The sequence below is a fragment of the Streptomyces sp. NPDC006544 genome, from assembly GCF_040611715.1.
GTDB lineage: Bacteria > Actinomycetota > Actinomycetes > Streptomycetales > Streptomycetaceae > Streptomyces.
The window spans coordinates 25,352-50,317 of record NZ_JBEXOV010000046.1 but is presented as its reverse complement, the minus strand read 5'-3'; the positions used below and the strand labels follow the sequence as shown (position 1 = coordinate 50,317).

Annotated in this window: 18 protein-coding genes; 12 read left to right on the top strand and 6 right to left on the bottom strand. The window is 72.6% G+C overall.

Annotated elements, in window-relative coordinates; genetic code table 11:
• Positions 1–278 precede the first annotated feature (278 nt).
• From ABZY44_RS21520 to ABZY44_RS21505, 4 genes are all read right to left on the bottom strand, one after another.
• The gene (locus ABZY44_RS21520) at positions 279–1,319 is read right to left on the bottom strand and encodes a hypothetical protein (protein WP_356656145.1); all 1,041 of its coding nucleotides are present in this window, start codon (positions 1,317–1,319) and stop codon (positions 279–281) included.
• A 106-nt stretch (positions 1,320–1,425) separates the two neighbouring features.
• Positions 1,426–2,679 carry a transposase gene (locus ABZY44_RS21515; protein ID WP_356656143.1) on the bottom strand — a complete coding sequence of 418 codons (1,254 nt, stop codon included), beginning with the start codon at positions 2,677–2,679 and terminating at the stop codon, positions 1,426–1,428.
• Positions 2,680–2,920: 241 nt separating this feature from the next.
• Positions 2,921–5,077 carry an aminodeoxychorismate synthase component I gene (gene pabB, locus ABZY44_RS21510; protein WP_356656141.1) on the bottom strand — a complete coding sequence of 719 codons (2,157 nt, stop codon included), beginning with the start codon at positions 5,075–5,077 and terminating at the stop codon, positions 2,921–2,923.
• Positions 5,078–5,252: 175 nt separating this feature from the next.
• Positions 5,253–6,014: a methyltransferase domain-containing protein gene (locus ABZY44_RS21505; protein WP_356656139.1), complete on the bottom strand. Its 762-nt coding sequence runs from the start codon at positions 6,012–6,014 to the stop codon at positions 5,253–5,255.
• Between the two features lie 340 nt (positions 6,015–6,354).
• Here ABZY44_RS21505 and ABZY44_RS21500 point away from each other — a divergent pair, with 340 nt between their 5' ends.
• From ABZY44_RS21500 to ABZY44_RS21445, 12 genes are all read left to right on the top strand, one after another.
• Positions 6,355–8,253, top strand: coding sequence for a GAF domain-containing protein (locus tag ABZY44_RS21500; RefSeq protein WP_356656137.1), 1,899 nt, complete (start codon positions 6,355–6,357; stop codon positions 8,251–8,253).
• Between the two features lie 248 nt (positions 8,254–8,501).
• On the top strand, positions 8,502–9,623 hold the full coding sequence (gene tal, locus ABZY44_RS21495; protein ID WP_356656136.1) for a transaldolase: 1,122 nt from the start codon (positions 8,502–8,504) through the stop codon (positions 9,621–9,623).
• A gap of 557 nt (positions 9,624–10,180) precedes the next feature.
• Positions 10,181–11,368 carry an ATP-binding protein gene (locus tag ABZY44_RS21490; protein ID WP_356656134.1) on the top strand — a complete coding sequence of 396 codons (1,188 nt, stop codon included), beginning with the start codon at positions 10,181–10,183 and terminating at the stop codon, positions 11,366–11,368.
• Positions 11,365–12,207 (top strand): roadblock/LC7 domain-containing protein, encoded by an 843-nt coding sequence (locus ABZY44_RS21485; RefSeq protein WP_356656132.1) that lies wholly within the window; start codon positions 11,365–11,367, stop codon positions 12,205–12,207. The genes ABZY44_RS21490 and ABZY44_RS21485 overlap by 4 nt, the downstream gene beginning before the upstream one ends.
• A complete protein-coding gene (locus ABZY44_RS21480; RefSeq protein WP_356656130.1) occupies positions 12,200–12,598 on the top strand; it encodes a DUF742 domain-containing protein in 399 nt (132 codons plus the stop codon). The genes ABZY44_RS21485 and ABZY44_RS21480 overlap by 8 nt, the downstream gene beginning before the upstream one ends.
• Positions 12,599–12,601: 3 nt before the next feature.
• Positions 12,602–13,162, top strand: coding sequence for an ATP/GTP-binding protein (locus ABZY44_RS21475; RefSeq protein WP_356656128.1), 561 nt, complete (start codon positions 12,602–12,604; stop codon positions 13,160–13,162).
• A gap of 10 nt (positions 13,163–13,172) precedes the next feature.
• Entirely contained in the window at positions 13,173–14,606 is a 1,434-nt protein-coding gene (locus ABZY44_RS21470; RefSeq protein ID WP_356656126.1) for a cytochrome P450, read from the top strand.
• 104 nt (positions 14,607–14,710) lie between these two features.
• On the top strand, positions 14,711–15,958 hold the full coding sequence (locus tag ABZY44_RS21465) for a cytochrome P450 (RefSeq protein ID WP_356656124.1): 1,248 nt from the start codon (positions 14,711–14,713) through the stop codon (positions 15,956–15,958).
• On the top strand, positions 15,955–16,812 hold the full coding sequence (locus ABZY44_RS21460) for an enoyl-CoA hydratase/isomerase family protein (RefSeq protein ID WP_356656122.1): 858 nt from the start codon (positions 15,955–15,957) through the stop codon (positions 16,810–16,812). Before ABZY44_RS21465 ends, ABZY44_RS21460 begins: the two co-directional genes overlap by 4 nt.
• A 191-nt stretch (positions 16,813–17,003) precedes the next feature.
• Positions 17,004–18,266: a VWA domain-containing protein gene (locus tag ABZY44_RS21455; RefSeq protein ID WP_356656119.1), complete on the top strand. Its 1,263-nt coding sequence runs from the start codon at positions 17,004–17,006 to the stop codon at positions 18,264–18,266.
• A complete protein-coding gene (locus ABZY44_RS21450) occupies positions 18,266–19,063 on the top strand; it encodes a hypothetical protein (protein WP_356656117.1) in 798 nt (265 codons plus the stop codon). Before ABZY44_RS21455 ends, ABZY44_RS21450 begins: the two co-directional genes overlap by 1 nt.
• Before the next feature lie 209 nt (positions 19,064–19,272).
• Positions 19,273–20,085, top strand: coding sequence for a class I SAM-dependent methyltransferase (locus ABZY44_RS21445; protein ID WP_356656115.1), 813 nt, complete (start codon positions 19,273–19,275; stop codon positions 20,083–20,085).
• A 3-nt stretch (positions 20,086–20,088) separates the two neighbouring features.
• Here the strand turns inward: ABZY44_RS21445 and ABZY44_RS21440 are convergent, their stop codons facing one another.
• Together ABZY44_RS21440 and ABZY44_RS21435 are read right to left on the bottom strand one after the other, a co-directional pair.
• Complete coding sequence (locus ABZY44_RS21440; protein WP_356656113.1) at positions 20,089–23,856, bottom strand: SAV_2336 N-terminal domain-related protein; 3,768 nt, start codon at positions 23,854–23,856, stop codon at positions 20,089–20,091.
• Positions 23,853–24,965: a MoxR family ATPase gene (locus ABZY44_RS21435; RefSeq protein ID WP_356656111.1), complete on the bottom strand. Its 1,113-nt coding sequence runs from the start codon at positions 24,963–24,965 to the stop codon at positions 23,853–23,855. The genes ABZY44_RS21440 and ABZY44_RS21435 overlap by 4 nt, the downstream gene beginning before the upstream one ends.
• Between the last annotated feature and the right edge of the window lies 1 nt (position 24,966).

Below are 24,966 nucleotides of genomic sequence, written 5' to 3'. Positions count from 1 at the left end.
GCTTCCCCTCGGAGAGGATGCCGGAGGGGTGCCGGACAGTGCCCGCGTACGGGGCCCGGCACAGCAGTTTCCGAATCGGACTCGATGCAGCCTAATCAAAGGCCGCCCCGCACGGAAGGAAATTCTGCGGCGGATCTCCCATGGGGCACCGCACAGGAATGCGGACAGGCCGGAGAGGCCCGCGTCGCGGGCCTTTCCGGTGCTCGGCGCAGGAGGGGAAGGAAAAGAGGAAAGGGAAAGGGGAAGGGAAAAGGGGGGAGGAGAAGGCAGGGAGGGGGTCAGGCCGTCATGCGGCGTTCGCGGCGTGGCGTCGCCGCGTCCGCCAGGGCCTTCCACGCGGCGGCGCGCTGCGCGGCGACGGTACGTACCAGCGGGGCACAGTGTTCGGGCAGAACGGCCGCGATCCGCTGCCACTGGAGGAGGGTGAGCTCGGTGGCGAGCAGGGCGCGCAGGAGCTGCCGGCCCGGTTCGCTGCCCTTCAGGGAGGGGTCCTTGAGCAGGTTGCGCACGGCCGCGGCCACCCGGTCGGGGCCGGCCTCGCCACCGTCCTCACCGGGCCGCGCGCCGGGCCGCGCATGTGGTGCGGCGCGGGTCCCGGCGGCCGGCGCGCTCCCCGGGGCCCCCCGGTGCGGGCCTTCGGCGCCGCGCCCGCGCTCGGGGGCGGGGGGCTCGCCACGCCGCAGCCGGTCGCGTACGTCCCGTACCGTCGCGGTGGAGAGCCCTGACCTGCGGGCGAGTTCGCGCAGCGAGGCGGTGGGGTCGGTGGCGATCAGGTGCGCCGCGCGCAGTCGGCCGTCGAGGCTGCTGACTGGACGCGCGGTGCCGTCGCGGCCGACGCGGGTGTGCGGCTGAGGAATCTCCGCACTCACACGCCCGCGCAGCTTGCCCACCGTCTTCCCGCTCAGGCCGGTGCGCTCCGCGATGGCACGGTCGGACCAGTGGGGGTGGGTGCGCAGGATGCGCTCGGCCGCGGTGCGGCGCTCGGCCCGCGACAGCGGCAGGCCGTGCCGGACGTTCAACTGCACGGAGAGCACGTACGCGTCCGCGGCGCTGCCGTCGAAGAAGCGCACCGCAACGGTGTCATGTCCCCGCAGCCGGGCGGCGGACAGCCGGTGCATGCCGTCGATGACGCGCATCGTCGGCCGGTGCACCAGAAGGGCTTCGAACTCCCTTCCGGACCCGACCAGGGCGAGGACGTGGTTCTCGTCGCAGGCCCCGCCACGGGGTGAGTCGGACGGCCCCAGCAGGTCGATGGGCACTCTCTCGACGCCCGTCGCATCCGACGGGACGTCACCACCCGTACGGCCGGTGGATGTCACGGTTGCACTCCCCCCTCGGGCCTCTCGAGTCGTCTCGGCCCAGCGCCCTGTGGCTTGAATCGTGCGGGATCCGCGGGGCTCCGCCAACGCCGCGTCGGCGACTACGTCAGGTGGCCAGGAGTCCGTCAAGTCCCCTCGGGTCACGCGCCGTCGGATGGCCGGCGTCCAGCCCCGCCAGGGCCGCCACGGCGTGTGCGGCGGAGGCCAGGGTGATGTGGCGGTGCCAGCCGCGGAAGGAACGCCCCTCGAAGTCCTTGAGGCCGACGTCCTCGCCCGCTCCCGCGAGGTCCTGGCAGGCCCTTCCACCGAGCCTGGTGAGCCTCAGCAGCACCTCCGCGGGGGCCGACGTGGCGTTGGTGACCCACAGGGCCGTGGGCGGACCCTGCGTGCCGCGCCACTCCCCGATCAGAGTGAGGCCGCCGACGGCGTCGGCGACGCCGGCCCTGCGGTGGGTGGGCAGTTCGCCCGCGCAGGCCACCCGGACCGCGGCGGCCAGCGTGTCGCCGTCGTGCCCGGGCGCCCTCACCGGGCGCCGCAGCCCGCGCACGCCCGCGAGGATCCGCTGGGCCTCCATGACCCCTCCGTCGTACCCGGGCAGCGCGGGGTCGCCCATCATGAGCTGCGCGGTGCCCCGGATCCGCGCGATCACCGGCACCCCGGCGGCCGTGAACCGCCCCATGGTGGCGGCGATGCGGTTGATGTGGGTGTTGAGGACGACCGGGCGGGCGGGCACCCGCCAGGACCCCAGCATCTCCAGGACCGCGGTCGTGGCGCACTGCTCGAGGCTCTCCCGCCCCATCTCGTCGGGGATCTCGGCCTGGCGTCGCCGCTCCTCGTCGCCGAGCCAGAGATCGGGCAGGAACAGCCGCCAGTTGACCGGGGCGCTGAACGTCTCGCCGGCGTGCCAGACCCCGAAGGCCCGCTGGCCCCGGAAGACTCCGGTGCAGGGGTCCACGCCGTAGTCCACGCCCACCGACTGGTCGCCCGCCTTGGCGATGGCCAGCGGATGCACCACCCAGGCCTGCGGTGCGGCGTACTGGGTGAGGTATCCGGCGAGTGCCTCGCGGACCGGCCGCCAGTCCCAGGTGGAGCTGCTGATGAAGTGGTGCAGGCTCTGCTCGGTGGCCGAACCACCCACCTGGGCCGCGATGTTGCGGATGGACTTGCGGCCGCGCGTCCGCAGCAGCCCGTCAAGGTACTGCTCGCCCTTGCGGCGCTGGTCCCGGCGTGCGAACGAGGTGAACAGCACCTCGCCCACGCCGCGAGCAACCGACTCGCGCAGGTCCGGCAGGCCGCCGGGCCGGTAGGCGGACCAGGACGACGCGCGCACCGCGCTCGCTTCGCTGACGGTCACACTCACGGGTCTCCCCCTCTGATGCTGTCATCCATCGATCGACTTCGAGCATGGTCGAATCCGGTGTCCTCGGGCGAGGTGTGGCGGCTCCCTCCCTGCTCCCCCGGGTGGTGCTCCCACCACCCGGGGGCCCCGCCGTCCCCTTTTTTCGCCCGGGGGAAGGGGAACGACGGTGCCGGGACCACCGGGGGCGCGGCGGAACGGGTGCCCCGCGGGCGCGTCCGCTCCAGCCGTGCACCGCGTCCGCTCAGCCGCGCACCGCGTCCGTACCGCGCCGGCCCGGGAACTCGGCCCCGGTGAGCATCAGCAGCGGGGCCGCCTTGACCGCGGTCTCCTCGAACTCGCCTTCCGCGTCCGACAGCGCCACGACCGCGCCGCCCACGCCGTAGCGGACGCGCCCGGGCGTGATCACCGCCGTGCGGATCGCCACGCTGAGGTCGACGGCGCCGGACAGCGAGAAGTAGCCGATGGCCCCCGAGTAGACGCCGCGGGGGCCGGCCTCCAGCCGGTCGATGATCTGCATGGTGCGGATCTTCGGCGCGCCCGTCATGGAGCCGGCGGGGAAGGCGGCCCGCACGAGGTCCACGGCGCTGCGGTCGCCGCGCAGCCTGGCCCGGACGGTACTGACCAGTTGATGGACGGTGGCGTACGTCTCCACCTCGAAGAGCCCTCTGACCTCGACGGAGCCGGTCTCGGCGTGCCGGCCGAGGTCGTTGCGCACCAGGTCGACGATCATCAGGTTCTCGGCCCGGTCCTTCTCGCTCGTCCGCAGCCCCTCGACGATCTCGGCGTCCTCCAGCGCGGTGGTCCCGCGCGGGCGGGTGCCCTTGATCGGCATGGACTCGGCGACTCCCTCCGCGCTCAGCCGCAGGAACCGCTCGGGGGACGTGCTCAGCACGGACATCTCGCCGAAGCGCAGCAGCGCGGCGTAGGGCGTGGGGCTGAAACGGCGCAGCGCGCGGTAGCCCTCCCACGGGTCGACGGGGCCGTCCGCCACGGCCAGGTTCGTCAGGCAGATCTCGTAGGTCTCCCCGGCGGCGATCTCCTCCTGGCACGCGTCGATCAGGCGCAGATAGCTGTCGCGCTCGTGGCGCAGCCGGATCCCGGCGGCGGCCGGCGCCGACCGGGGCTCCTCTTCGACGGGTACGCCCGCGAGCGACTCCAGCTCCGCCGCGGTGGCGGTCAGCCAGGCGCGGGCGGCGTCCTCCTCGTCGTCCTCCACCAGGGCCAGAAGGTACGTGAGACCGGTGAGGTGGTCCAGGACCACGGCACGGTCGGCGAACACCATGGCGGCGTCGGCGTCCTCCACCTGGTGCACCGGTTCGCCGCCGCACTCCGCCTTCAGTTCGTATCCGAGGTAGCCGACCCAGCCCAGGGTGAAGGAGAAGGGCAGCTGGGGAAGTTCGGTGCTCATGCCGCGCAGGTCGCGGTCGAGCCAGTCGAGGAACTCGCCCGAGACGATCTCCATTCCCCCGGCCGAGGTGACCGTGACCGTACGGCTCCACACGTCGGCCTTCGCCACGCGTGCGAGCGGCCCGTCGGCGGCTCCCATCACGGAGAACCGGCCGGCCTCCGCGTCGGGCCGGCTGCTGTCGAGCCAGAAGGCGTTCTCGGCGGCCCCGAAGAGCCTTTGGTGGACGACCTCGTCCTCCCAGCGGGTCGGCAACCGGGAGCTCAGCACCCTCAGACGGCGGGGTTCCGGCGCGGCGTCGGCCTCGGGTGCGGGGGCGGGGGCGGGGGCCGGTGCGAGTGCGGGGGCGTCGGCACGCGGGGCGGCTTCGACGGCCGTGAGCGGCGCGGGGCGCCGCCGTGCGGAGCGTCCGGCCTGCCACTCCTCGGTCAACTCACGGAAATTCAGGAGCAGTTCATGTCCGTACTGGGTGAGTATCGACTCGGGGTGGAACTGCACTCCCCACTGCGGCCGGCTCCGGTGCCGGTGGCCCATCAGGATGCCGTCCTCCGTCCAGGCGACCGCCTCCATGTCCTCCGGCAGGTCCGTGACGACGAGCGAGTGGTAGCGCACCACGTCGAAGGACGGGGGCAGCCCGCGGAACAGGCCGGCGCCCGTGTGCCGCACCGTCGAGGTGCGGCCGTGCCGGGGTTCCGGGGCCCGGGAGACGGTGCCGCCGTGTGCCAGCGCCAGTCCCTGGTGACCGAGGCAGATGCCGAGGACCGGCAGTTCGCCGTGCTCGATGACCTCCCGGCAGATGCCGAAGTCGGCCGAGCGGCCGGGGTGTCCGGGGCCGGGCGACAGGACGACGTTGTCGAACTCGGCGAGCATCGCCGGGTCCCACCGGGGATCGTCGTTCCGGATCACCACCGGTTCGGTTCCGTTGACCCGGGCCAGGTAGTGGTGCAGGTTGAAGGTGAAGGAGTCGTAGTTGTCTATCAGCAGAGTCCGCACGGTTGTTCTCTCGCATGGGGGATGGCGATCGCCCGGGTACGGCGATCGGCTCGGTGGACCTCGGCGGTGAGGCGGGGCGGGCCCCGGGGGAACCCCCGGTGGCCGGGGCGGCGGGCCCTGGGGATCGGGGGCCGTGGATCGGGGGGCGGCAGGCGGCAGGCGGCAGGCGGCAGGCTCAGCGGGCCCCGGTGGCCGGGGGCGGCGGGTTCGGTGCGCCGAGGCGCTCCGCCGCGGCGTCGGTGATCTCCAGCAGCGCGTACTCGACGGTGTCCGTGCCCTCCCGCACCGTTCCGCTGCGCAGCTCCCGCACCCGGCGGTCACACCCCGCGGCCATCGTTTCCAGCGTATCGAGGTCGCCGCGCTCGCTGAACTGGAGCAGGGCCCGTCCACCGGGCGTCACGTAGGACAGGCACTCGGCGAGGTACCGCCGGTGGGCCCGGTATCCGGGGTCGACGTAGGCGCGCTCGTGCACCGAGGCGTAGCGGTACTCCGGTGGGGCCAGGACGAAGTTCGAATGCCAGTAGACGGTGTCGTGGCGGTCTTCCGGCGCGAGTGCGTCGAACAGGTCGCTGTGCACGGCGTGCACGCGGTCCGCCACGTCGTGGCGTGCCGCGTTCATGGCGGTGTTGCGCACCGCCTGCTCGCTGATGTCGAGGGCGGTGACCCGGTCGCAGCCGGCCAGCGCGGCGGACACGGCGATGACGCCGGTGCCGGATCCCACCTCGAGGAACGAGCCCTTCCACGGCGCCGGGTCCGGTCCGGCGAGGCCGAGCAGTTCCATGGCCATGCCGGTCGAGGCGGAGAAGGGCGGGGCGAACACTCCTTCCAGGAGGTGCCATTCGGCGCCCGCCAGGGTGAAGGTCCGCGGCCTCTCCCCATGGTGCAAGGAGGCCCTGCTCCTTTCCAGAGAGCGCTCGTAGTTCTTGATCGCCGACATCCCGCCCCTCATTCCCGCTGCACGTCGCACGACGCGCACCGCCACCCCGGAAGAGACCCGTTGCCGCCCCCTCCGGTGATCGTTGCCGAGTCTGCGGACCGGCAGAAGGTGGCGCCGCAACACAGCGTCGCCGTCGGGTGATGTTGCAGCCACACGTCGTACCGTGAACCCTGGGTAAGCCGCTTGACCTGCTCCGGGACGCCACATAGGTTCAAGCCGCCCGGCTGTCGGCGGTCTTGGGGGGGAAGCGAGAGTGAAGGGCGAGGAGCCCATCAGTGTCCCGGCGCTTGCCGTTCTGGAACTGTTGGCACAGGATTCCCCCCCGTCCCGGTTCCACGAAATGCTCCGGAGCGCTCAGCAGCAGTCCCTGTCACCCGACCAGATGTCCGAGCTCCAGCGGGCGACACACCTGGCGCTCGACGTCCAGGCATCGGTGAGCCAGGGCCGGCGCCGGGAGACGTTCATGACGGGACTCGTGAACACCGTCCACGACATGACGGTCCCCTCCAGTCCCGACGCCCTTCTGAAGGTCGTCACCAGCCGGGCCCGCAGGCTGCTCGGCTTCGACATGGCCTACATCAGCCTGCGCGACGCCGACGACAACTCCTACGTCCACAGCTCGGACGGCGACACGACGGCGCTCAACGTGGGTCTCGTGGTGCGCAAGAAGCGCGGCCTGAGCGACCTGGTCCTCACCTCGGGCGCACCGTTCTGGAGCACCGACTACCTCAACGACGACCGCATCCCGCACTGGTCCGAGGTCGACGACGTCGTCCGGGCGGAGGGACTCTCCGCGATCATGGCGGTTCCCATCCACCGCGAGAGCGACATCATCGGTGTGCTCTACGGGGCGAACCGGGTGGTGCGCCACTTCACGCCGGACGAGATCAGCGTGATGCGTTCGCTCGCGGACTTCGCCTCGGTCGCCTTAGAGAAGGTCGAACTCCTCGACCGCACCCGGACGCAGATCGCCGAGCTGGAGTCCCTCGGCGCGCGCTCCCGCGTCACCGTGGCGCGCCTGACCGACCTGGGGGACGCCCAGTCGCGGCTCACCTCGATGGTCCTCGACGGGAGCGACCTCCCGCAGCTCGCGGGTGCGGCGGCCCGGACGCTGGGCGCGGGGCTGGTGGTGAGCGACGCCTACGGGCAGATCCTGGCCTCGGCCGGCGACGTGGACGGGCTCGGGGAGGCGGTGACGGACCGGGCCGTACTGGAAGCGCAGGCCGCGGGCGGCCCCATCCTCCTCTCCCCCGGCCGCTGGGCGTCGCCGGTCAGCGCCGGAGCCGAGAACCTGGGCATCGTCGTCCTGCGCTGCGACGGCGAGCTCGACGCCGACGCCCGGCGGTTCCTCCGCTTCACCGGGCAGGCCGTGGCCATGCTGCTGGTGATCCAGCGCAGCACGGCGGTCGCGGCCGGCCCGGTCCGTGACGAGTTCTTCGACGAACTCCTCGCCGTGCCGCTGCGGGCGCCCCACCGGCTGGCCTCGCGCGCCCAGCGGCTCCACGTGAACCTGGAGGAGCCCTACGTCATCGTGGTGGTCCGGCCCGAGGGCGGCGAGCACGGCAAGGCCGTCGTGTGGGCTTCCTCGTACAGCCACCGGTGCCGGGGGCTCAAGACGGTGCGCGACGGCCGGATCGTGCTGCTGCTGCCGGGCTCCGACGCCTCGGCCGCCGCGCGCGCGGTGTCCGACGAGCTGTCGCCCTCCATGGCCCAGCCCCCCACGGTCGGCGCCGCCGGACCCGCCACCGGACTCTCCTCGGTGTCCAGGCTGCACCTCGAGGCGCAGCGCTCCCTCGACGCCCTGACCGTCCTGGGGGAATCGGGCACTGCCGCGTCCATGGCCGACCTCGGCTTCCTCGGACTGCTGCTCTCCGACGACCGCGACGTGGACGGATTCGTCGCCTCGGCCATCGGCCCCCTGCTGGAGCAGGACGCCGAGCGGGGGGCCGACCTGATCGGCACCGTGGAGGCGTACTTCGCCGCCGGTCAGAGCCCCACCCACGCGGCCGAGGCCCTGTACATCCACGCCAACACGGTGGCCCGTCGGATCGAGCGGGTCACGGGCCTGCTCGGTCCCGGCTGGCAGAAGGGCGAGCGCGCGGTGGAGGTGCAGCTCGCGCTGCGGCTCCTGCGGGCACGGGGGGTCCTGCGGCAGCAGCGGGAAGCGGCCCTCGGCGCCCCCGCCCCGGGCCGCGGCTCCGGAGGGGCGGGCGGCCCCCGGCCGCCGCGCGCACCGTAGGTCCCCTGCCACCAACTACGTCGAAGTGACGCGAAATCACCGCATACTTGACGAAGTCCTGACCGCGCCCTTCTGGTCTTGCACACCGTGGGCGAAGGTCAGGATGAAGTCGTAGGGGGCACTCCGAACCCCTCACCTCCCGTCCAAAGGAGCACTGAGCGAACGGTGACCGCGCCGCTACAACCTACCGAACCGCCCGTCGTGCGGACCTCCTCCTTCCGCCGCCCCGCCCCCCGGGGGGGAACTCGATGACGGCGGTACGGCTGGCGCAGCTGAACGAGGGCGGCGTCTCCTTCTGGCTCGACGGGATCAGCCGTTTCCTGCTGGGCAGCGACGCCCTCGCCGCGCTGGTCCGCGACTGGCGGGTGTCGGGGGCCACGACGGACCTGGAACTGCTCCACCACGCGGTGGCCACGGGCTCCTTCTACACGGAACAGCTGCGCGACCTGTCCTCTCATGAGTCCGACGCGGGCCGGGCCGTGTCGGAGCTCGTGGTGCGTGACATCCAGAGCGCCTGCGACGTACTGATGCCGACCCACCTGCTCCGCCACCGCACCACCGGGCTGGTGTCGGTCGACATGGACCCGCGGCTCGCGCACGGCCGCCAGGAGACCGTGGACTCGGCCCGCAGTCTGTGGCGGAGGGTCGACCGGCCCAATCTGCTGGTGAAGATCCCGGCCACCGACACCGGTCTGGGGGCGATCACCGCCTGCCTGGCCGAGGGCATCGGCGTGCACGCGACCTCGATCTTCTCGGCCGAGCGCTACCAGCAGGTCACCGACGCGCATCTCGCCGGTCTGACGCTGGCCTCGCAGGCGGGCCGCCCGCTGTCCCGCATCCACTCCGTGGCGTCGTTCCACGTCAGCCCCGTCGACGGCGCGGTGGACCCGCTGCTCGCCGCCATCGGCACGGACCGGGCCCTGGCCCTGCGCGGCAGGACGGCCCTGGCCGTCGCCCACACCGTCCTCGCGCGGCACCGGGAGACGTACGCGGGCGAGTCCTGGAAGCCGTGCGCACGGCAGGGGGCCAGGCGTCAGCAACTCGTGTGGGCCGCCCTGGCGGTGAGCGATTCCGGATACCGGGACACCCACTACGCGGACGGCCTGTTCGCCCCGGACACGGTCGGCGCCGTCTCGGAGCAGCTGCTCTGGGCTATCGCCGACCACGGCCGCGTCCAGCAGGACGGGACGAGCCGGGTGCCGGCGCCGTGCGCCCGGGATCTGGACGCCCTGGCGGAACTGGGCATCGCCCTGCCGGACATCCTGAGCGGACTCGAAGAGGCCCGTCACTCATGGTCGATCGCGTGGTGGGAGCGCCTGCTGGACGTGGTCGCCACCGCGCTGGAGCAGCCCCGTCCCGCAAGGGCCTGACGACGCCGGCACCTGTCCGGGGTGCCGCGGTCCCCGGTCCGGCGGCCCCCGGGCGGGCCGGGCCGGGCCGGATTCCCCCGCGGATCCCACGAACGAGCCTCAAGACATGACCACAAACAGGGGCAAACGCCCACACGCATCGTCGCTCATGAACTCGGCGCCGCCCCCAGCCCGTTAGATCATGCAGAGGACCGTTCCGGTTGACGGTGCCTCAGGCCGATGTGAGGGATTGCCGCTCTTCTCGTGAAGACCTGATTGACGGATCGTTGACGAGAGGAATGGCGGAAAGTGGACGCAAGGTCGAAAGACCCTGTCAACCCGCTGCTCTGACAGCCGGGTTGGGCGCCTGGAGCGCCTTGGCGGGCGTCCGGGGAGCTGAAGATCCGATGATAATATCCCGGCATCTGTGATCTTGTTCCGTTTGACGCAGATGCTGATTCGCTATCGGCGGCATGCTCTCCGCGTAACAGCAGGTGAACCGTGCCGATCAGCTGTGTTGCGGGTCCTCGCGAGGTGTATCTGCAGCCGTCCGCATCCCATGCGCCGGGAAGGTTTCCATGAATCGAGACGCACTTGTGTGGTGCCTGGTTGCGGTGGCGGCGATAGCCGTCGTCGCGGTCGTGGCACTCGTCGCCCGCAACAGAGCGCTGGAGGCGAAGAAGGAGCAGACCGAGGCCGAACTGAGGCACCAGCTCCTCGCGACGGACAGCCAACTGCAGGCGGCGCGCGCCGAGCTGCAGCGGTTCTGGTACGAGCAGGACGCCACGCTCCGCGAGGCCAAGGAAGCGGCGGAGGAGAACACCAAGGCCGTCCTCAAGGCCGCCGCCAGCTTCCTGCAGAGCCTCGCGGCCGAACAGACGACGCTCCTGGACGGCATCCAGCGCAAGTACGGCGGACACACCGTGCTCAGCGACCTGCTGGACGTCAACCACGCCAACGCCCAGATGGCGCGCAAGGCTCAGGGCATCGCCGTCATGTGCGGTGCGCCTCTCGGCCGCCGCAACAGGCCCGCCAGCGTCTACGACGTGGTGCGCAGCGCCCAGGGCCAGATCCGCAACTTCCACCGTGTCGCCATCATGCAGCAGACCGGTCTCGCCCTGAAGGCCTCCGCGGTCGCGCCCGTCGCCCTCGCCGTGGCGGAGCTGCTCGACAACGCCGCCAGCTTCTCGCAGCACGACGCGCCGATCGAGGTGACGTTCCAGCGCGTCCAGAACAACCTGTGCATCGTCATCGACGACGCCGGTGTCAGCATGAACGACGAAGACCGGCAGCGGGCGACCGCGCTCCTCTCCGGAGAAGTCGCTCCGCAGCTGTCGCAGCTCGGGACGCAGCCGAAGTTCGGTTTCCCGGTCGTCGGCCTGATCGCACGTCAGCACGGCTTCAGGGTGGACGTCACCGGAGTCTCCCGGTACGGCGGCGTCAGGGCCGTCGTCCTCTTGCCCGAGGAGCTGTGGACCATGGAGGAGATACCGTCCGCCCCGGAGGCTCCGGTCAGCGAGATCCGGCGGGCCCCCGAGAGCCGGCCCCAGAGCGTGACGTCGCGCACGATGCACGGTCTGCCCAAGCGCGGCGAACGCCAGGCGCCCATCGCGAGCGTCCCCGATCCCGGCTTCGCCCCGCCGGCGCCGCGGGCACCGGGGGACACGGGCCGCGCCTCCGGGCGCAGTCTGGGCGCCTTCCAGCGCGGCACGCTCTCCGGCCGCGACCTTGACGCCACCTCGTTCGAAGGACCCGAAGAGGCATGACCGCAGACCTGTCGTGGATGCTCGAGGACATCGTGCACAACGTGCCCCGTGCACGGCACGCCGTCCTGCTGTCCGCGGACGGCCTTCCCCGCGGCGCGACGGAAGGCCTGGCCGAGAAGGATGTACGCACCATTTCCGCCGCCATGGCCGGGATGCAGTCGCTCAGCCGGGCGACGGCCCACTTCGCCGGACCGGAGGAGGACCGGCAGTGGAACCAGACCATCATCGAGTTCTCCCACGGCTGGAGCTTCCTGATCGGGGCCGGGCAGGGCTCGTACCTCGCCGCGGCGGCCGCGCCCGATGTGGACATGCAGCAGATCTCCTTCCGCATGCACCGTCTCGTCGCCCGCCTGGGCAAGAACCTCACCTCGCCGCCGAGGGTGAGCGCCGAGGACGCCGGAGGTGCGCGGGGCGGCGGCGTGCGGCAGCAGGGCTACGGTGACGCGGGATTCGTCCTCGGCGAGCTCGACCAGGTGGTGTCCGAGGTCAAGGGCGCCCGCCACGCGGTGCTGCTGGGATCGGACGGCCTCCCCCGCGGGGCGACCAACGGGATGAGCCGCGACCTCGCGGACACGATCTCCGCGGCCATGACGGGCATCCACGCCTACAGCCGGGTCACCTCCCAGTTCGCGGGGGTGCACGAGGACGCCCTGTGGCGTCAGACGGTCATCGAGTTCCAGCACGGCTGGATCTTCCTGATGGCGGCCGGCCCCGATGCCTTGCTGGCGGCGGCCGCGGCACACGACTGCGACATCGAAGAGTTCACCACGCGTCTGCACGAGGTGGTTCCCAGACTGACCGCGGCGGCGACATCGGGGAAGGGGACAGGCCGTGCCTGACGGGCCCGAGCACGACGAAGAGCTGGAACTGACGTCTCCGTTAGTCCCCCTCTTCGTGATCACGAACGGACGAGCACTGCCCCCGGACCACGAGTACGAGCACACGACGCTCGTGACGGCGGCCGTGGCGGCAGAGCACGGTCGGGTCGCGGCGCGCACGCTGTCCCCGGAGGCGGGTCAGGTCATGGACCTGGTCGCGGACGGCTTCCTGTCCGTGGCCGAGGTGGCAGGGCACACGCACCTGCCCCTGGGCATCGTCCGCATCCTGCTGGCGCAGTTGGAGGAGGACAGTCTCATCCTCGCGAGGAGCCCGATACCGCGCGCCGAACGTGTCGACAGAGAACTGGTCAGCGCCGTGCTCGAGGGCCTGAAGAATCGATTCGGAGCGTAACGCGTGTACCTGGATCCAGACGTCTCCCACGCGGTGAAGGTCCTCGTAGTGGGGCATTTCGGGGTCGGCAAGACCACCTGTATCGGCAGTCTCTCCGAGATCGAGCCCCTGCGGACCGAGGAGGAGATCACCGAGGCCAGCCTTGGTTTCGATGACCTGTCGGGCACCCCCGACAAGAAGACCACCACCGTCGCCATGGACTTCGGCCGGCTCACCCTGAGCGACACCCTGGTGCTCTACCTCTTCGGGACGCCCGGCCAGGAGCGCTTCAAGGAGATGTGGGAGGAGCTCTCCCGGGGCGCCCTGGGCGCGCTGGTCCTGGTCGACCCGGAGCGGCTGCACGAGTCCTTCCCCGTTCTGGACCTCGTCGAACGCTTCGGTCTGACGTACGCCATCGCCGTGAACCACTTCGAGGGCACCACGGACTACCCGCTCGAAGAGGTGCGCGAGGCCCTGAACCTCACCGCCGAGACCCCGGTCGTGGAGTGCGACGTACGGGACGAGAACTCCTCGGCGCGGGCCCTCATCACCCTCGTGAAACACCTCATGTCCCAACTCGGCTAGGAGCGCAGGAATGCAACAGCCTCGTGACCCGCAGGAGATACCCCCCGGCTGCCCCGCGCACGGGAACGTCCAGATGTACGGGCCCTCGTTCGGAGCCGACCCCGACAAGCACTACGCACAGCTGCGCCCCTTCGGTCACAGCGCGCCCGTGGACATCGCCCCCGACGTCCAGGCCGAGCTCGTCACCAGCTACGACGCCGCTCTGTACGTGCTGCAGAACCCCGCCTCCTTCGTGCGCGACTCCCGCCGCTGGAACGCCCTCAACGAGGGGCGCGTCCCGGCCGACAGCCCGGCACTGCCCATGATGGGCTACCGCCCCAACGCGCTCTTCAGCGACGGTGCGGCCCATGCGCGCCTGCGGCGGGCCGTTACCGACAGCCTCGCCACGGTCAACGAGCACCAGCTCATCAGGCAGACGCAGCAGTCCGCCAACTACCTGATCAGCCAGTTCAGTACCGACATCCGCGGCCAGGCGGAGCTGATGGCCGAGTACGCCCAGCCGCTGCCCCTGCTGGTCTTCAGCGAGCTGTTCGGCTGCCCGCCCGAGATCGGCGACCGCGTGATCGCCGGCATCAGCGGCATCTTCGAGGGAACGCCAGGGGCCGACGAGGTGCTGGGCGGGGCGCTCACCGAACTGATCGCCCTCAAGCGGCGCCGCCCGACGGCCGACCTGACGACGCGCCTGATGGAGCACCCGGCGCAGCTGAGCGACGAGGAGGTGCTGCACCAGCTGGTCACCCTGCTCTCCGGCGGCACCGCCCCGCTGGCCGCGGCCATCGGCACCAGTAGCGCCCTGTACCTCGGAGAGGACTGGCAGGTCGGCCTCCCGGTCGAGGACGCGGTCTCCCAGACCCTCTGGAACTACGCGCCGATCGCCAACTACGCCGCGCACTACCCGACGCACGACGTCGAGCTCGGCGGCAGGCTCGTCCGGGCCAACGACCCGGTCCTCATCTCGTTCGCCGCGGCCAACACCGACCCGAAGCTGACCGAACACCGCGAACAGCTCAGCGCCAAGGCACACCTGGCGTTCGGAGCGGGCCCGCACGCCTGCCCCGCCAAGGACCCGGCCTTCATGATCGCCGTGACCGCCGTCGAGGCCCTGCTCAACCAGCTTCTCGACGTCGAGCTGCGGGTCCCGTTCAAGGCGCTCACCTGGGCGCCGAGCCCGTGGAGCCGCACGCTGGTCACCCTCCCGATCCGCTTCACCCCGCGCACCGTTCCCCAGGCGGCCCGGTCGGCCGGGTCCCCCGGGGCCGCCGGAGCCCCCGGGTCCGCCGGATCTTCCGGACCGGCCGGGTCGAACGCGGGCCAGGTGCCCCAGCAGCAGACGGCCGCCTCCTCCCCCTCCCACCCCGGACCCTCGCACACGGGCGCCGGTGGCGCGTCGCAGGCCAAGGGCGGCCTGTTCAGCCGCTTCCTGGCATGGACCAGGGGTGAGTGAGGCAAGTGTGATTCTCGTAACCTCCTGAGTACCCAGTGGTAGTGGATGCCCTAACGATCACATGGGTATGCATGGCGGCTGGTCCTCAGAAAGGAGCCGCCATCATGGGGGTTGCCACAACTCCGTCGTACGACCGCCGGGCGTCCGCCTCCCTCTTCTCCCGTCTGCGGACGGCCAGAGGGCAGGCCGACCCCTTCCCGATATACGCGGAACTCCTCGCGCGGGGCGACGTGGTGCCCGCCCCCTGGGGCGGCTTCGCCGTGACGGGCTTCGCCGCCTGCGACCAGGTCCTGCGCAGCCGTCAATGGCTGGAGCCCGACAGACAGTGGCGGGAGCGGCAGGGCCCCGGTACACGCTGGAACGCGCCCTCCTCCCGCGAGATGAGCAACACCCTCGCCGCGCTCAACGCCCCGGACCACACCCGGGTGCGGCGGGCGGCGGGCACGTTCGACCGATCCACGGTGGAGCACATCGGCCGCAACGTGAGCCGGACCACGGATCAGCTCCTCGACGCCTTCACGGAGCGAATACGCACCGGCGAGGCGGACTTCTCGGAGCTTGTCTGCGAGGAGCTGCCGGTGGCCACCATAGGTGACTGGCTGGGACTGCCGCGGGCCGACTGGCCGAGGCTGCGGCACTTGACGCACGACCAGGTCTTCACGCAGGAGCTGCTGCCGTCGGCCAGCCAGCTGGCCCTGTCCGACGCGGCCACGGCGGAGCTGCGCACCTATTTCATGGACCTGGTGCGCGAGCGGCGCTCCCGGCCCGGTGAGGATCCCGTCACCCGGTGGATCCGGACGTGGGACGCGATCGAGCCCGACCGGGACAAGGCCGACGAGGCGGTCTACTACCTGGTGTTGTTCGTCCTGCTGGCGGCGCTGGAAACCACCGCGACCCTCCTGTCGACGATGACGCTCCGGCTCGTCGAGAGCCCGGAACGCTGGGACGTGGTCGCCGACAACCCGGGCCTCGTACCCGGCTTCGTGGAGGAGACCCTCCGCTACGACCCGCCCACCCACGTGATCAGCAGGGTCGCCTCGCAGGACTCCGTGCTGGGAGGCATCGAGATCCGCCGCGACGAGATGGTCCACCTCATGATCGGAGCGGCGCACCGGGACCCGGCCAGACACGGCGACCCGGACCGGTTCGACCCCGCGCGCTCGGCCGACCACCTCGCGTTCAGTGGCGGCATCCACTACTGCCTCGGCGCGCCACTGGCCCGTCTCGAAGCCCAGACCCTCCTGCGGCAACTGATCCGGCGCCTTCCCCGCCTCACCCTCGTACGCCCCCCGTCGATGGCGCCCCGCGTGGCCTTCCGGCGCCTGCTGAACCTGGACGTAGCACTCGCATGACCGAACCGGCCCCCTCCCCCGTCCCCGTCTCCACCCCCGTCCCCGTCCCCACCTCCGTCCCCGTCCCCACGTACCCCCCTTCGTACGTCCCCTCGTACGCCCGGTCCGCTCCCAAGGCGATACGCGTCGAGCAGGACGGCCCCGTCCTGCACGTCCGCCTCAACCCCTGGGGGCAGGAGGACACGTTGGACGCCGCGGTGCTCGACGACCTCCTCGCCCTGCTCGACGACCTCCACGAGAGACCCGACGTCCGGATCCTGACGCTTTCGTCACTGGGTACGGACTTCTGCCTGGGCGCCGACCGCAACGAGTACCAGGAGGCCCTGACCGCCGATCCCTCCGGCGTCGGCCTGCGGCGCATCGCCGACAAGGCGCAGCGCCTGTGCCAGGCCCTGGAGAACACCCACGCGGTCACCATCGCCCGGTTGCACGGACGGGTCATCGGCGCCGGGCTCGCGCTCGCCTCCTTCTGCGATCTGCGCGCCGGCGCCGACACCAGCCGCTTTCGGATGCCGGAGGTCGGCATAGGGCTGCCGCCGGCGTGGGGCGGGGCGATGGGACGCCTGGTCTCCGAGGCCGGCACCTCCCGGATCCGCGAGCTCATGCTCACCTGCGACGTCTTCGACGCCGACACGGCGCACCGCATCGGTCTGCTCCACCGGACCTCCCCGCTCGGCCAACTGGACAAGGTGATCGATTCCTGGACCAGGCCCCTGGTCCGGCGCTCGCCCGAAGCGCTCGTCCTGACCAAGCGGATGCTGGCCGGCTTCGCACGGGCGGACAGGACGGCCGACGTCTCCCTGCTCGACTCCCACCTCCTGGCAGCCAGCCTCCACCAGCACGCGAGGGGCTGACCCCGCGGGCCGATGCGTCCCCGCCGCGCCCGACGGACGTCCGACGGGCCCGGCGAGGTACCGGAACCCCGCACGCCCCGGTGGGACGGAGCCGACGGGGGACCCGGCCCGCCCCGTCACGCTCCGCTATGGCCGAGGGACCGTGAGGCGGGCGGTTTGGCGGGTGGGGGGAATCTCAATACGATCCGGCGATGATCACTAGAAGATGGGTGGCGGCCGGCGCGTGCGGTCTGCTTGTCACCCTGGCTGCCGGGTTGTTCCCGGCAGGTGCCGCCGCCGGTGAGCCGGTGGCGAAGGAAGCGCCCAAGGTCGAGTTGGTACTGGACGTCAGCGGCTCGATGCGCGCCCAGGACATCGACGGGCAATCTCGGATGTCCGCCGCGAAACAGGCGTTCAACGAGGTACTGGACGCCGTGCCCGACGATGTCATGCTCGGCATACGGACCCTCGGCGCCAACTACCCCGGCGACGACAAGAACCAGGGCTGCAAGGACACCAAGCAGCTCTACCCGGTGGGTCCGTTGAACCGGACCGAGGCCAAGACCGCGGTGGCGACGCTCGCCCCCACCGGCTGGACCCCCATCGGACCGGCCCTGCTCGGGGCCGCCGACGACCTCAAGGGCGGTGACGCCACCCGGCGGATCGTGCTCATCACCGACGGCGAGGACACCTGCGCCCCGCTCGACCCGTGCGAAGTGGCGCGGGACATCGCGGCCAAGGGGATCCACCTGGTCATCGACACGCTCGGGCTGGTTCCCGACGCGAAGACCCGCAACCAGTTGATCTGCATCGCCGAGGCCACGGGCGGCACGTACACCTCGGTGCAGCACACCGCCGAACTTTCCGGCAGGGTAAAGCAGTTGGTCGACCGGGCGGCCACGCCCGTGGTCAATCCGGTGGCCACCGAAGGGGCCGGGCAGTGCCAGGGCGCCCCGGAGCTGAAGCCGGGCCTCTACACCGACCGCGAGAGCTTCGGGGAGCACCGCTGGTACCGGGTGGCCGTCAAGCCCGGCCAGGAACTGCGCGCCTCGGTGAGCATCGGGGCCGACCGGGCCGTCAACGACGACTACGGGGTCCTGCTGCGCGCCACGACGGCGAGCGGGCGGGAGATCGTACGCGGCCAGGAGGCGGGTGACGGTCGCACCGACCTGATCTCCTCCGGGCTGCGCTACCCCAAGGCGCGCGACGGGGACGACGAGCAGCCGGCGGAGATCGTGTGTCTGCAGGTCAGCAACTCCTTCTCGGCTCCCGCCTCGGTCAAGACCACCCCCGGCATGCCGGTCGAGCTGACCGTCGACGTGGTGGACGGTCCGGACGGGGCGGGCGACGTGGCCGCCTTCGGTCTCGGGCGCGGCTGGTGGCTGCTCGGTGTGCTCGTGCTTACCGGCTTCCTCGCCGGCCTGGTGTGGGGCTGGATCTCCCGCTGGCGCATCGCGGTCTGGAGGACCAACTGATGGGTGTTGTGGCAATGAGACGTGGGCGTGGGTGGCGCCTCTTGGGCGCAGGACTGCTGGTGGGCGGTGCGCTGCTCGGTGTCGCGGCCTCGCCGTCGCCGAGCCCGAGCGGCAGCCAGGGCGCCGGCCCGGCGGCGCCGACCGAGGCCGGCACGGCATTCCGTACGGCCACGCCGGTCCGGCTGGGCCAGGAGGCCACCGCCGGCGCCTCCACCGGTGACTACCTGTACTGGGTACTCCCCCTGGACACCGGGCAGCGCGCCACGGTCGAGGCCTCGGTGACCCTGCCCGCCGCGGCCGGCCGGCACGCCTCCTCCACGTGGCAGCTCGACGTCTACGACGGTCTGCGACGCCGCCAGCCCTGCATGTACGGCAAGCAGACCGGTACGGCGGCCAAGGACGCCGCCACGGTGGAACTGTCCTGCACGCTGCGCCCGGTCCGCTCGGGCGGAGACCCGTGGGGCAACGACCCGCTGCCGGGCGCCTATTACGTCCGGCTCACGGTCACCGACCTCGCGCCGGAGGACCTCGGCCAGCCGGTGCGGGCCCGGCTGCGGGCGGCGGCGAAGGAGGCCGGCGGCGCGTACGCGGTCGGCAACGCCCTCGCGGCGCCGCTCGTGCCCGGTTCCGGCACGGCGTCCGGCATCGAGCCGGCCGACGGCTGGTCCGGCGGCTGGTGGTCCGACCGGTGGCTCTGGACGGCGGCCGGCGGCGTGCTCGCCGCCGTCGCGGGGATCGGCGGCCACCGCCTGACCCGGGGCGCCGGGCGTCCGCGCGGGGTACCGCCCACCGCCTGAGCCCGGCGGCACACGCACGCGGGCACGCGGGCACGCGGGACGCGCCTCCACGCGCCCACGGTGACCGAGTGCCGGGTGCCGGGTGCCGCGCTCCCGGGTCCGGGGCCGACCAGCCCCGGACCCGGGAGCCCGGGAGCCCGGGAGCCCGTGCAGGCACCACGCACCCGAGCCGTTCCCTCCACCGGGCTCCGCCGGGATGATGCCCCCAGATGTCGATCCGGGGGGCGGACAGCATGGACGGCGGCGCGGCGCGGGGGGACCAGTACGACGACGAGTCGGAGGACTACGTCGGCTACTGGGAGGGGCGCGACTACGAACACGCGGCGGAGATCGCCGCGGTGAAGCGGCTGATCGGGCGGGACGGCGCCCGCTACGGACTCGTCTGTGAAGTGGGCGGCGGCTTCGGCCGGCTGAGTCCGGTCCTCAAGGAGTACGCGGACCGGGTCATGATGTTCGACCCGAGCTCCAAGCACGTCGGCATCGCACACCGGCTCCTCGCCGGCCACGCCGGCGTCACGGCGCACCACATGCACCCCGGGACCATCCCCCTGGACGACGGGACGGTCGACCTCGTCTCCATGATCCGCGTCATGCACCACCTGCCCGACCCCGGCCCCACGCTGCGCGAGACAGCGCGCGTGATGAAGCCCGGCGGCCGGGCCCTGATCGAGGTGGCCAACTCCGCGCACATGCTGAACAAGCTGCGCTACGCCAAGCGACTGCGCGGCATCCCGCGCCGGCCGGTGGACATCCGCTCCGCGGCGAAGGCGGCCGAAGGCGGCATCCCGTTCGTGAACCACCATCCGGACACCGTCGTACGGCAGTTCGCGGAGGCCGGGCTGCGGGTCGAGGAGAAGCTGTCCGTGTCCAACCTGCGCAGCGGCACGCTGAAGCAGAGGCTGGGCGAGGACCGCCTGCTGGCCGTCGAGCAGCGGATCCAGAGCCCGTTGGCCGCGATCAACTTCGGGCCCAGCCTCTTCTTCCTGCTGCGCGGGGACGGCGCGGCTCCCGGAGCCGCGTAGAACTCACCCGGCGGGGTTCGCGGGCGGGGTCCTGAAGGTGACGGAGCCCGTCTGCGAGGCCAGCAGGGCCCGCCACGCCTCGGGGAGCCGGGCGGGGTCGGCGAAGGACACGTCCGTGAACTCGGCGGACTCGGCGAAGTCGACGCGGTCGAAGGTCGCCCCGTCCGCGAAGACGGTGGCCGTGAACACGGCCGGGGAGTCGAAGGTCGCGTCGTCGAAGGAGGCCCGGTCCTCGAAGCGGGCCCCGTCGAAGAGCAAGGCGTCCCCCCACACGGTGGACGCGAACGAGGCCGGCCCGAGGAAGGCGGTCCGGCTCCACGTGCTCCGGCCGTGGAACACGGTGCTCGCGAAGTTCGCCGCCCCCCGGACCCGCATCCGGCTCATGAGGGTCCGCTGCCACAGCTCGGCCCGGGCCATGTCGAGGTCGCGGACGAACAGGGTGTCCGTGAACCCCGCGGTCCCGCCGAAGTCCACCCTGCTGAAGCACACTCCGCGGTCGAAGGTGCTCCCGTCGAAGGCGCAGCCGTGCCGGAACACGGTCCGGCCGAACGAGGCCGTTCCCTTGAAGCGGGAGGTCTCGAAGCGTGCCGGGGTGTCGAAGACGGCCCGGTCGAAGGAGACGCGGCCCTCGAACTCGGCCCCCACCGTGCTCCATCCGTCGGTGAAGCGCGCGCGGTCGAACACCGCGGCCCCCATCCGGACGTGCTCGGTCAGCGGGTCGCGCAGCTTGCCCAGCACGCGGGCGAGGAGACGGTTCGCGAAGGTGGTGCCGCGCAGGTCCACCTCGGAACCCGGCCTCAGCCCCCTGACGTACTCGTTCTGCTCGGCCGCGCTCACGTGCGCCAGGCAGCCGTGCCGGCCCGGCAGCCGGATCCCGATGCAGCCGGCCGGATCGGCCGCCGTGGCCCCGTAGCCGCACTGCGGCCAGTCGACGGCCGGCTCGTCGTTGCGCAACTCGGCGTCCACCAGCGCCCGCGCCACCTCGGTGGGGCCGTCGAGGCAGATCCAGCCCGCCGGTCCGGCCCCCGGCTCCGGATCCGGAGCGGACTGCGGACTCGACTGCGGACCGGACTGCGGACCGGACTCCTCGACCGGCTCGTACTCCGGCTCCGGCTCCGGCTCCAGCGCCTCGACGGCCAGGTGTCCCAGCCCGCCGGTTCCGCGCAGCGACTCGCCCTGCACCGTGAGGACGGCGCCCAGCGCGTCCGGCCGCCTGAGCCGCTCCGCGACCGCCCCGTGGCGGGCCAGCCGCCGGGCCTCGTCCACCGCGGGCCCGCGCACCGCCCGGTCCCCGACCGTGAACTCCCCCCTGGCCAGAGCCACCGCGAGACCGAAGTCCCAGTCGCCGGAGCCGCCGCGCAACCGCGCCACCACCCCGGGGAGTTCGGCCAGGAGCCGGCCGGCCTTGCCCAGGGCGCCCGGCGCCGACACCGTGACGAGCAGGACGGCGCCGTCGTCCGTGGAGGACGCCGCCCCGGGCAGCCCGATGTCCGTCGTCGCCCCCGCGACGAGCCCGGCGAGCTCGGGCAGCAGCGTCCGGCCGATCGGCCCCGCGGCGATCTCGGGCCGGATCGCCAGGCAGATGCCGGAGTCCTCGGCCCGCGAGCGCACGTGGTCCGTCATCACCTCGCGGAATCCCGGCTGTTCGATCAGTGCCTGCCCGGACAGGAACACGATCCGGTCGGGCAGGACGGTGTGCACGATGCCCGCCAGCCGTCCCTCGCGCGAGACCGGAGCGCCGACGTAGTGGGTCCAGGTCTCCGTCTCGGCGGAGAGCCGGACGAGCTCGCCGTTGCGCTCGCCCTCGTACGGGAGGACCTCGCCGGTCAGCGCGATCCGCTCGCCCTCGTCGGTCGAACCGTCCACCCGCAGCCGCACGCGCTTGCCCGTCGCCTCGGCCCACTGCGCCGGCAGCCACGGACCCGGATCCACCAGGTCCTCGTCGGCCAGCAGCAGGAACACCCTGGGCACGGCCTCGTCCCACCACACGGAACGGCAGGGCACTTCGCGGTATCCGGACCTGACCCAGCCGACGGCATTGCGCCCGATCCCGTCCCCGACCGTGAGGACCATCCGGGGCGACAGCAGTACGCCGACCGCCTGCGGTTCGCGCATCGGCTCGAAGCGGACCCGCACCACCTGCTCGCCGAGCCCCGGGTCCGGGCGCCCGGCCGTCGCGAACGGCATGGCCCCGTCGGCCAGCTCGCGGCGGCCCTCCGTGCCGTCCGCGACCCTGATCGCCGTGAAGTCCCGCCCGGTGCCGCGGTGCCGGGACATGTACTCCCAGACCCGGCGGCGCACCAGCTCCCGTACGGCGGCCACGTCCCCGCGCAGCTGCGCGCCGAGCAGCGCCTCCCGTACGCCGGGTAGGAAATGGAACTCCACCTGGTCCGACAGCTGTTCGGCGCCCCAGGGAGCGAACAGACCGCCGAGCGCCACCTCCGCGAGGTGGCTGTGCTCGGAGTCCCGCAGCAGGGAGCGGCGCACGAGGGTCATCACGGGCAGCGTGAGGGGTACGGCGGCCAGGTGTGCGGCGAGGCGCTGGGCGGTCGGGGAGGCGTTGGCGCGGAAGCGTTCCACCGCGTCGAGGGGGTCCGGGAAGGGGCCCTGCGGTCCGGGGATCTCGTACGCCGCCCCGTACGCCGTCTCGTGCGCGGGCTCCGCGTCGAGCCGCAGGCAGGCCAGGCGCCGCCAGCGCCCGTCGCCCGACACCACGCGCACCAGCCGGGCCAGGCTGCCCGAGGCGATGCCGACCACCGGGATCACGGCTCCCCCGCCGCGCGCCCGCCGGACCACCGGGACCCGCTGCCAGGACCGGGTGGCCGCCGCGGGCCGTTCCGCGCGGACGGCGAAGGGTACCGGCCGGACGGCGCCGCGCGACCAGAGCCGCTCGGGCAGGACGTTGAGCACGGCCACGGCGTTGTGCGCCGACCACTGCCGGAGCACGCCGCGCAGGGGCGCTTCGCGCCAGCCGCCCGCGACCGTGTCGGAGAGGACGAGGATCAGCCGGCGGCCCGCCGGGTCGGCCAGCTCCAGGGGGTTGCGGGGCGGGGTGCCGCAGCCGCGCGTGACCATGGGGGTGCCGCCGGTGCCGGTGCCGGTGAGCTGCCAGGTCCGTACGTCGCGGAAGACCCCGCTGCGGGCCAGGACCCCGCGGACCTCCTCCACCAGGTCGGACCAGAGCAGCATCGAGTGGTGCCCGTCGACGACCAGGGCGACGTCCAGCCAGCGGCTCTCGGCGGGCCGCAGCACGGGCGTGAGCACCATCCGCTCGATGCTGCGCTCCACGGTGAGCTGCTCGTCCAGTTCCTCCCCCGGGCCGCCGATGTTGCGGCGGCCGACGGGGCGCAGGGAGCGCATCAGGGCGAGCGGGTCGTCGAGGGAGGCGGCGCGCGGCAGGCGCAGGGGCGTTCCCCGGCGCCGCGGCGGCGCGGGGGCGGCTCCCCCGGCCTTGCCCTCCGGGTCCGGAGGGCCGGCGGCCGGGCCGGTCGGCCCGGTGGACCCGGGTCCCGGCGCCGGGAAGAACTCCACTCCCGGCTCCCCCGGCTCGCGGGCGATGCCGGGCAACTCCGGCGCGGCCCGGTCCGGTGCGGCGCCCTGGGGCGGTTGCGGCGCCTCCGGTGGCGGGCCGGCGGCGGCCGGGGGGTCCGCCAGCGCGTCCACGCGGGTCGCGAGCCACAGGATGTCGGCGATCTCCTCCGCCCCCACCCCGGTGCGCGGGCCGCCCTCCTCGGCGCCTTCGGCGAAGGCCGCGAGGAGCTTGTCGATCACGCGGAGGGCCCGGTGAGGTGGTGCATGACGGTGGCGAGGAAGCGGTCCCGGTCGTCGGGGGCGGACCATGCTCCGACCAGGCGGAGCTGGATGGCGTTGAGGAGCTGGTCGGTGGCGAGGTCCCCGTCGTCGGCGCGGTCGAGGAAGCTCTTGACCAGCTCGCGGTATTCGTCGTCGCCCTGTTCGATGTCCACGCCGAGCCGCCCGCGCACGATGCGGGCGAGTTTGTCGAGGCCGGGCGGCTCCATGTGGAGGCGGACGCAGCGGCGCAGGAAGGCGGGCGGGAAATCGCGTTCGCCGTTGCTGGTGAGGACGACGACGGGGAAGTGCCGGCACTGGACGCGGCCCTGGGTGATCCGGACGGCGGCGTCCGGATCGTCGTCGGTGCCGATGGCCACGGCCGGCTCCTCCTTCGCGAGCCGGGCGAGTTCGGGGATGTCGAAGCCGCCGTCCTCGAAGACGGTGAGGAGGTCGCCGGGGAGGTCGATGTCGCTCTTGTCGATCTCGTCGACGAGCAGGACCCGTGGGCGGTCCTGGGGCAGGAGGGCCGTGCCGAGCGGCCCGAGGCGCAGGTAGCGGGCGATGGACGGGCCGCCGGGGGCGGGGCCCGGACCGGGTGTCCGGGCGGGGTCCGGGAGGTCCCGGACCCCCGCCCCCGGGGGCGCGGAGCCCGCGGTGCGCAGCTGTTCGAGGCCCGCCTCCTGGAGCCGGCCGATCGCGTCGTACAGGTACAGGCCGTCGCGCAGGACGGTCCGGCTGGTGATCGGCCAGTGCAGTACGGGCCCCAGGCCCAGGTCGGCGGCGATGCTGGAGGCGAGCGTCGACTTGCCGACGCCCGGTTTGCCCGTGATGAGGAGCGGCCTGCGCAGGTGCAGCGCCGTGTTGACCACGTCCTTCTCCGTGTCGTCGGGTACGTAGCCCTCGCCCCGCCGCCAGGTGCGCTCCCAGGCCGGTCCCTCGCAGCCGGGGGGCGTGTACCCCGGGTCCGGGATGCCGGTGAAATCGCGCCAGGGCGGTGGCGGTCCGGTCTCCAGCCTGGTCCGGCGCTCGGCGGCCTCGCCGGTCCCGTGGTACAGCCACCAGTCCTTCGCCACTGCCTCTGCCTCCATC

Bases quoted from the DNA above. Each gene is read 5' to 3' on its own strand.
- ABZY44_RS21505 (WP_356656139.1), bottom strand. From the start codon at position 6,014: ATGTCGGCGATCAAGAACTACGAGCGCTCTCTGGAAAGGAGCAGGGCC.
- ABZY44_RS21500 (WP_356656137.1), top strand. From the start codon at position 6,355: ATGCTCCGGAGCGCTCAGCAGCAGTCCCTGTCACCCGACCAGATGTCC.
- tal (WP_356656136.1), top strand. From the start codon at position 8,502: ATGACGGCGGTACGGCTGGCGCAGCTGAACGAGGGCGGCGTCTCCTTC.
- ABZY44_RS21490 (WP_356656134.1), top strand. From the start codon at position 10,181: ATGAATCGAGACGCACTTGTGTGGTGCCTGGTTGCGGTGGCGGCGATA.
- ABZY44_RS21485 (WP_356656132.1), top strand. From the start codon at position 11,365: ATGACCGCAGACCTGTCGTGGATGCTCGAGGACATCGTGCACAACGTG.
- ABZY44_RS21470 (WP_356656126.1), top strand. From the start codon at position 13,173: ATGCAACAGCCTCGTGACCCGCAGGAGATACCCCCCGGCTGCCCCGCG.
- ABZY44_RS21465 (WP_356656124.1), top strand. From the start codon at position 14,711: ATGGGGGTTGCCACAACTCCGTCGTACGACCGCCGGGCGTCCGCCTCC.
- ABZY44_RS21460 (WP_356656122.1), top strand. From the start codon at position 15,955: ATGACCGAACCGGCCCCCTCCCCCGTCCCCGTCTCCACCCCCGTCCCC.
- ABZY44_RS21455 (WP_356656119.1), top strand. From the start codon at position 17,004: ATGATCACTAGAAGATGGGTGGCGGCCGGCGCGTGCGGTCTGCTTGTC.
- ABZY44_RS21450 (WP_356656117.1), top strand. From the start codon at position 18,266: ATGGGTGTTGTGGCAATGAGACGTGGGCGTGGGTGGCGCCTCTTGGGC.
- ABZY44_RS21445 (WP_356656115.1), top strand. From the start codon at position 19,273: ATGTCGATCCGGGGGGCGGACAGCATGGACGGCGGCGCGGCGCGGGGG.
- ABZY44_RS21435 (WP_356656111.1), bottom strand. From the start codon at position 24,965: ATGGAGGCAGAGGCAGTGGCGAAGGACTGGTGGCTGTACCACGGGACC.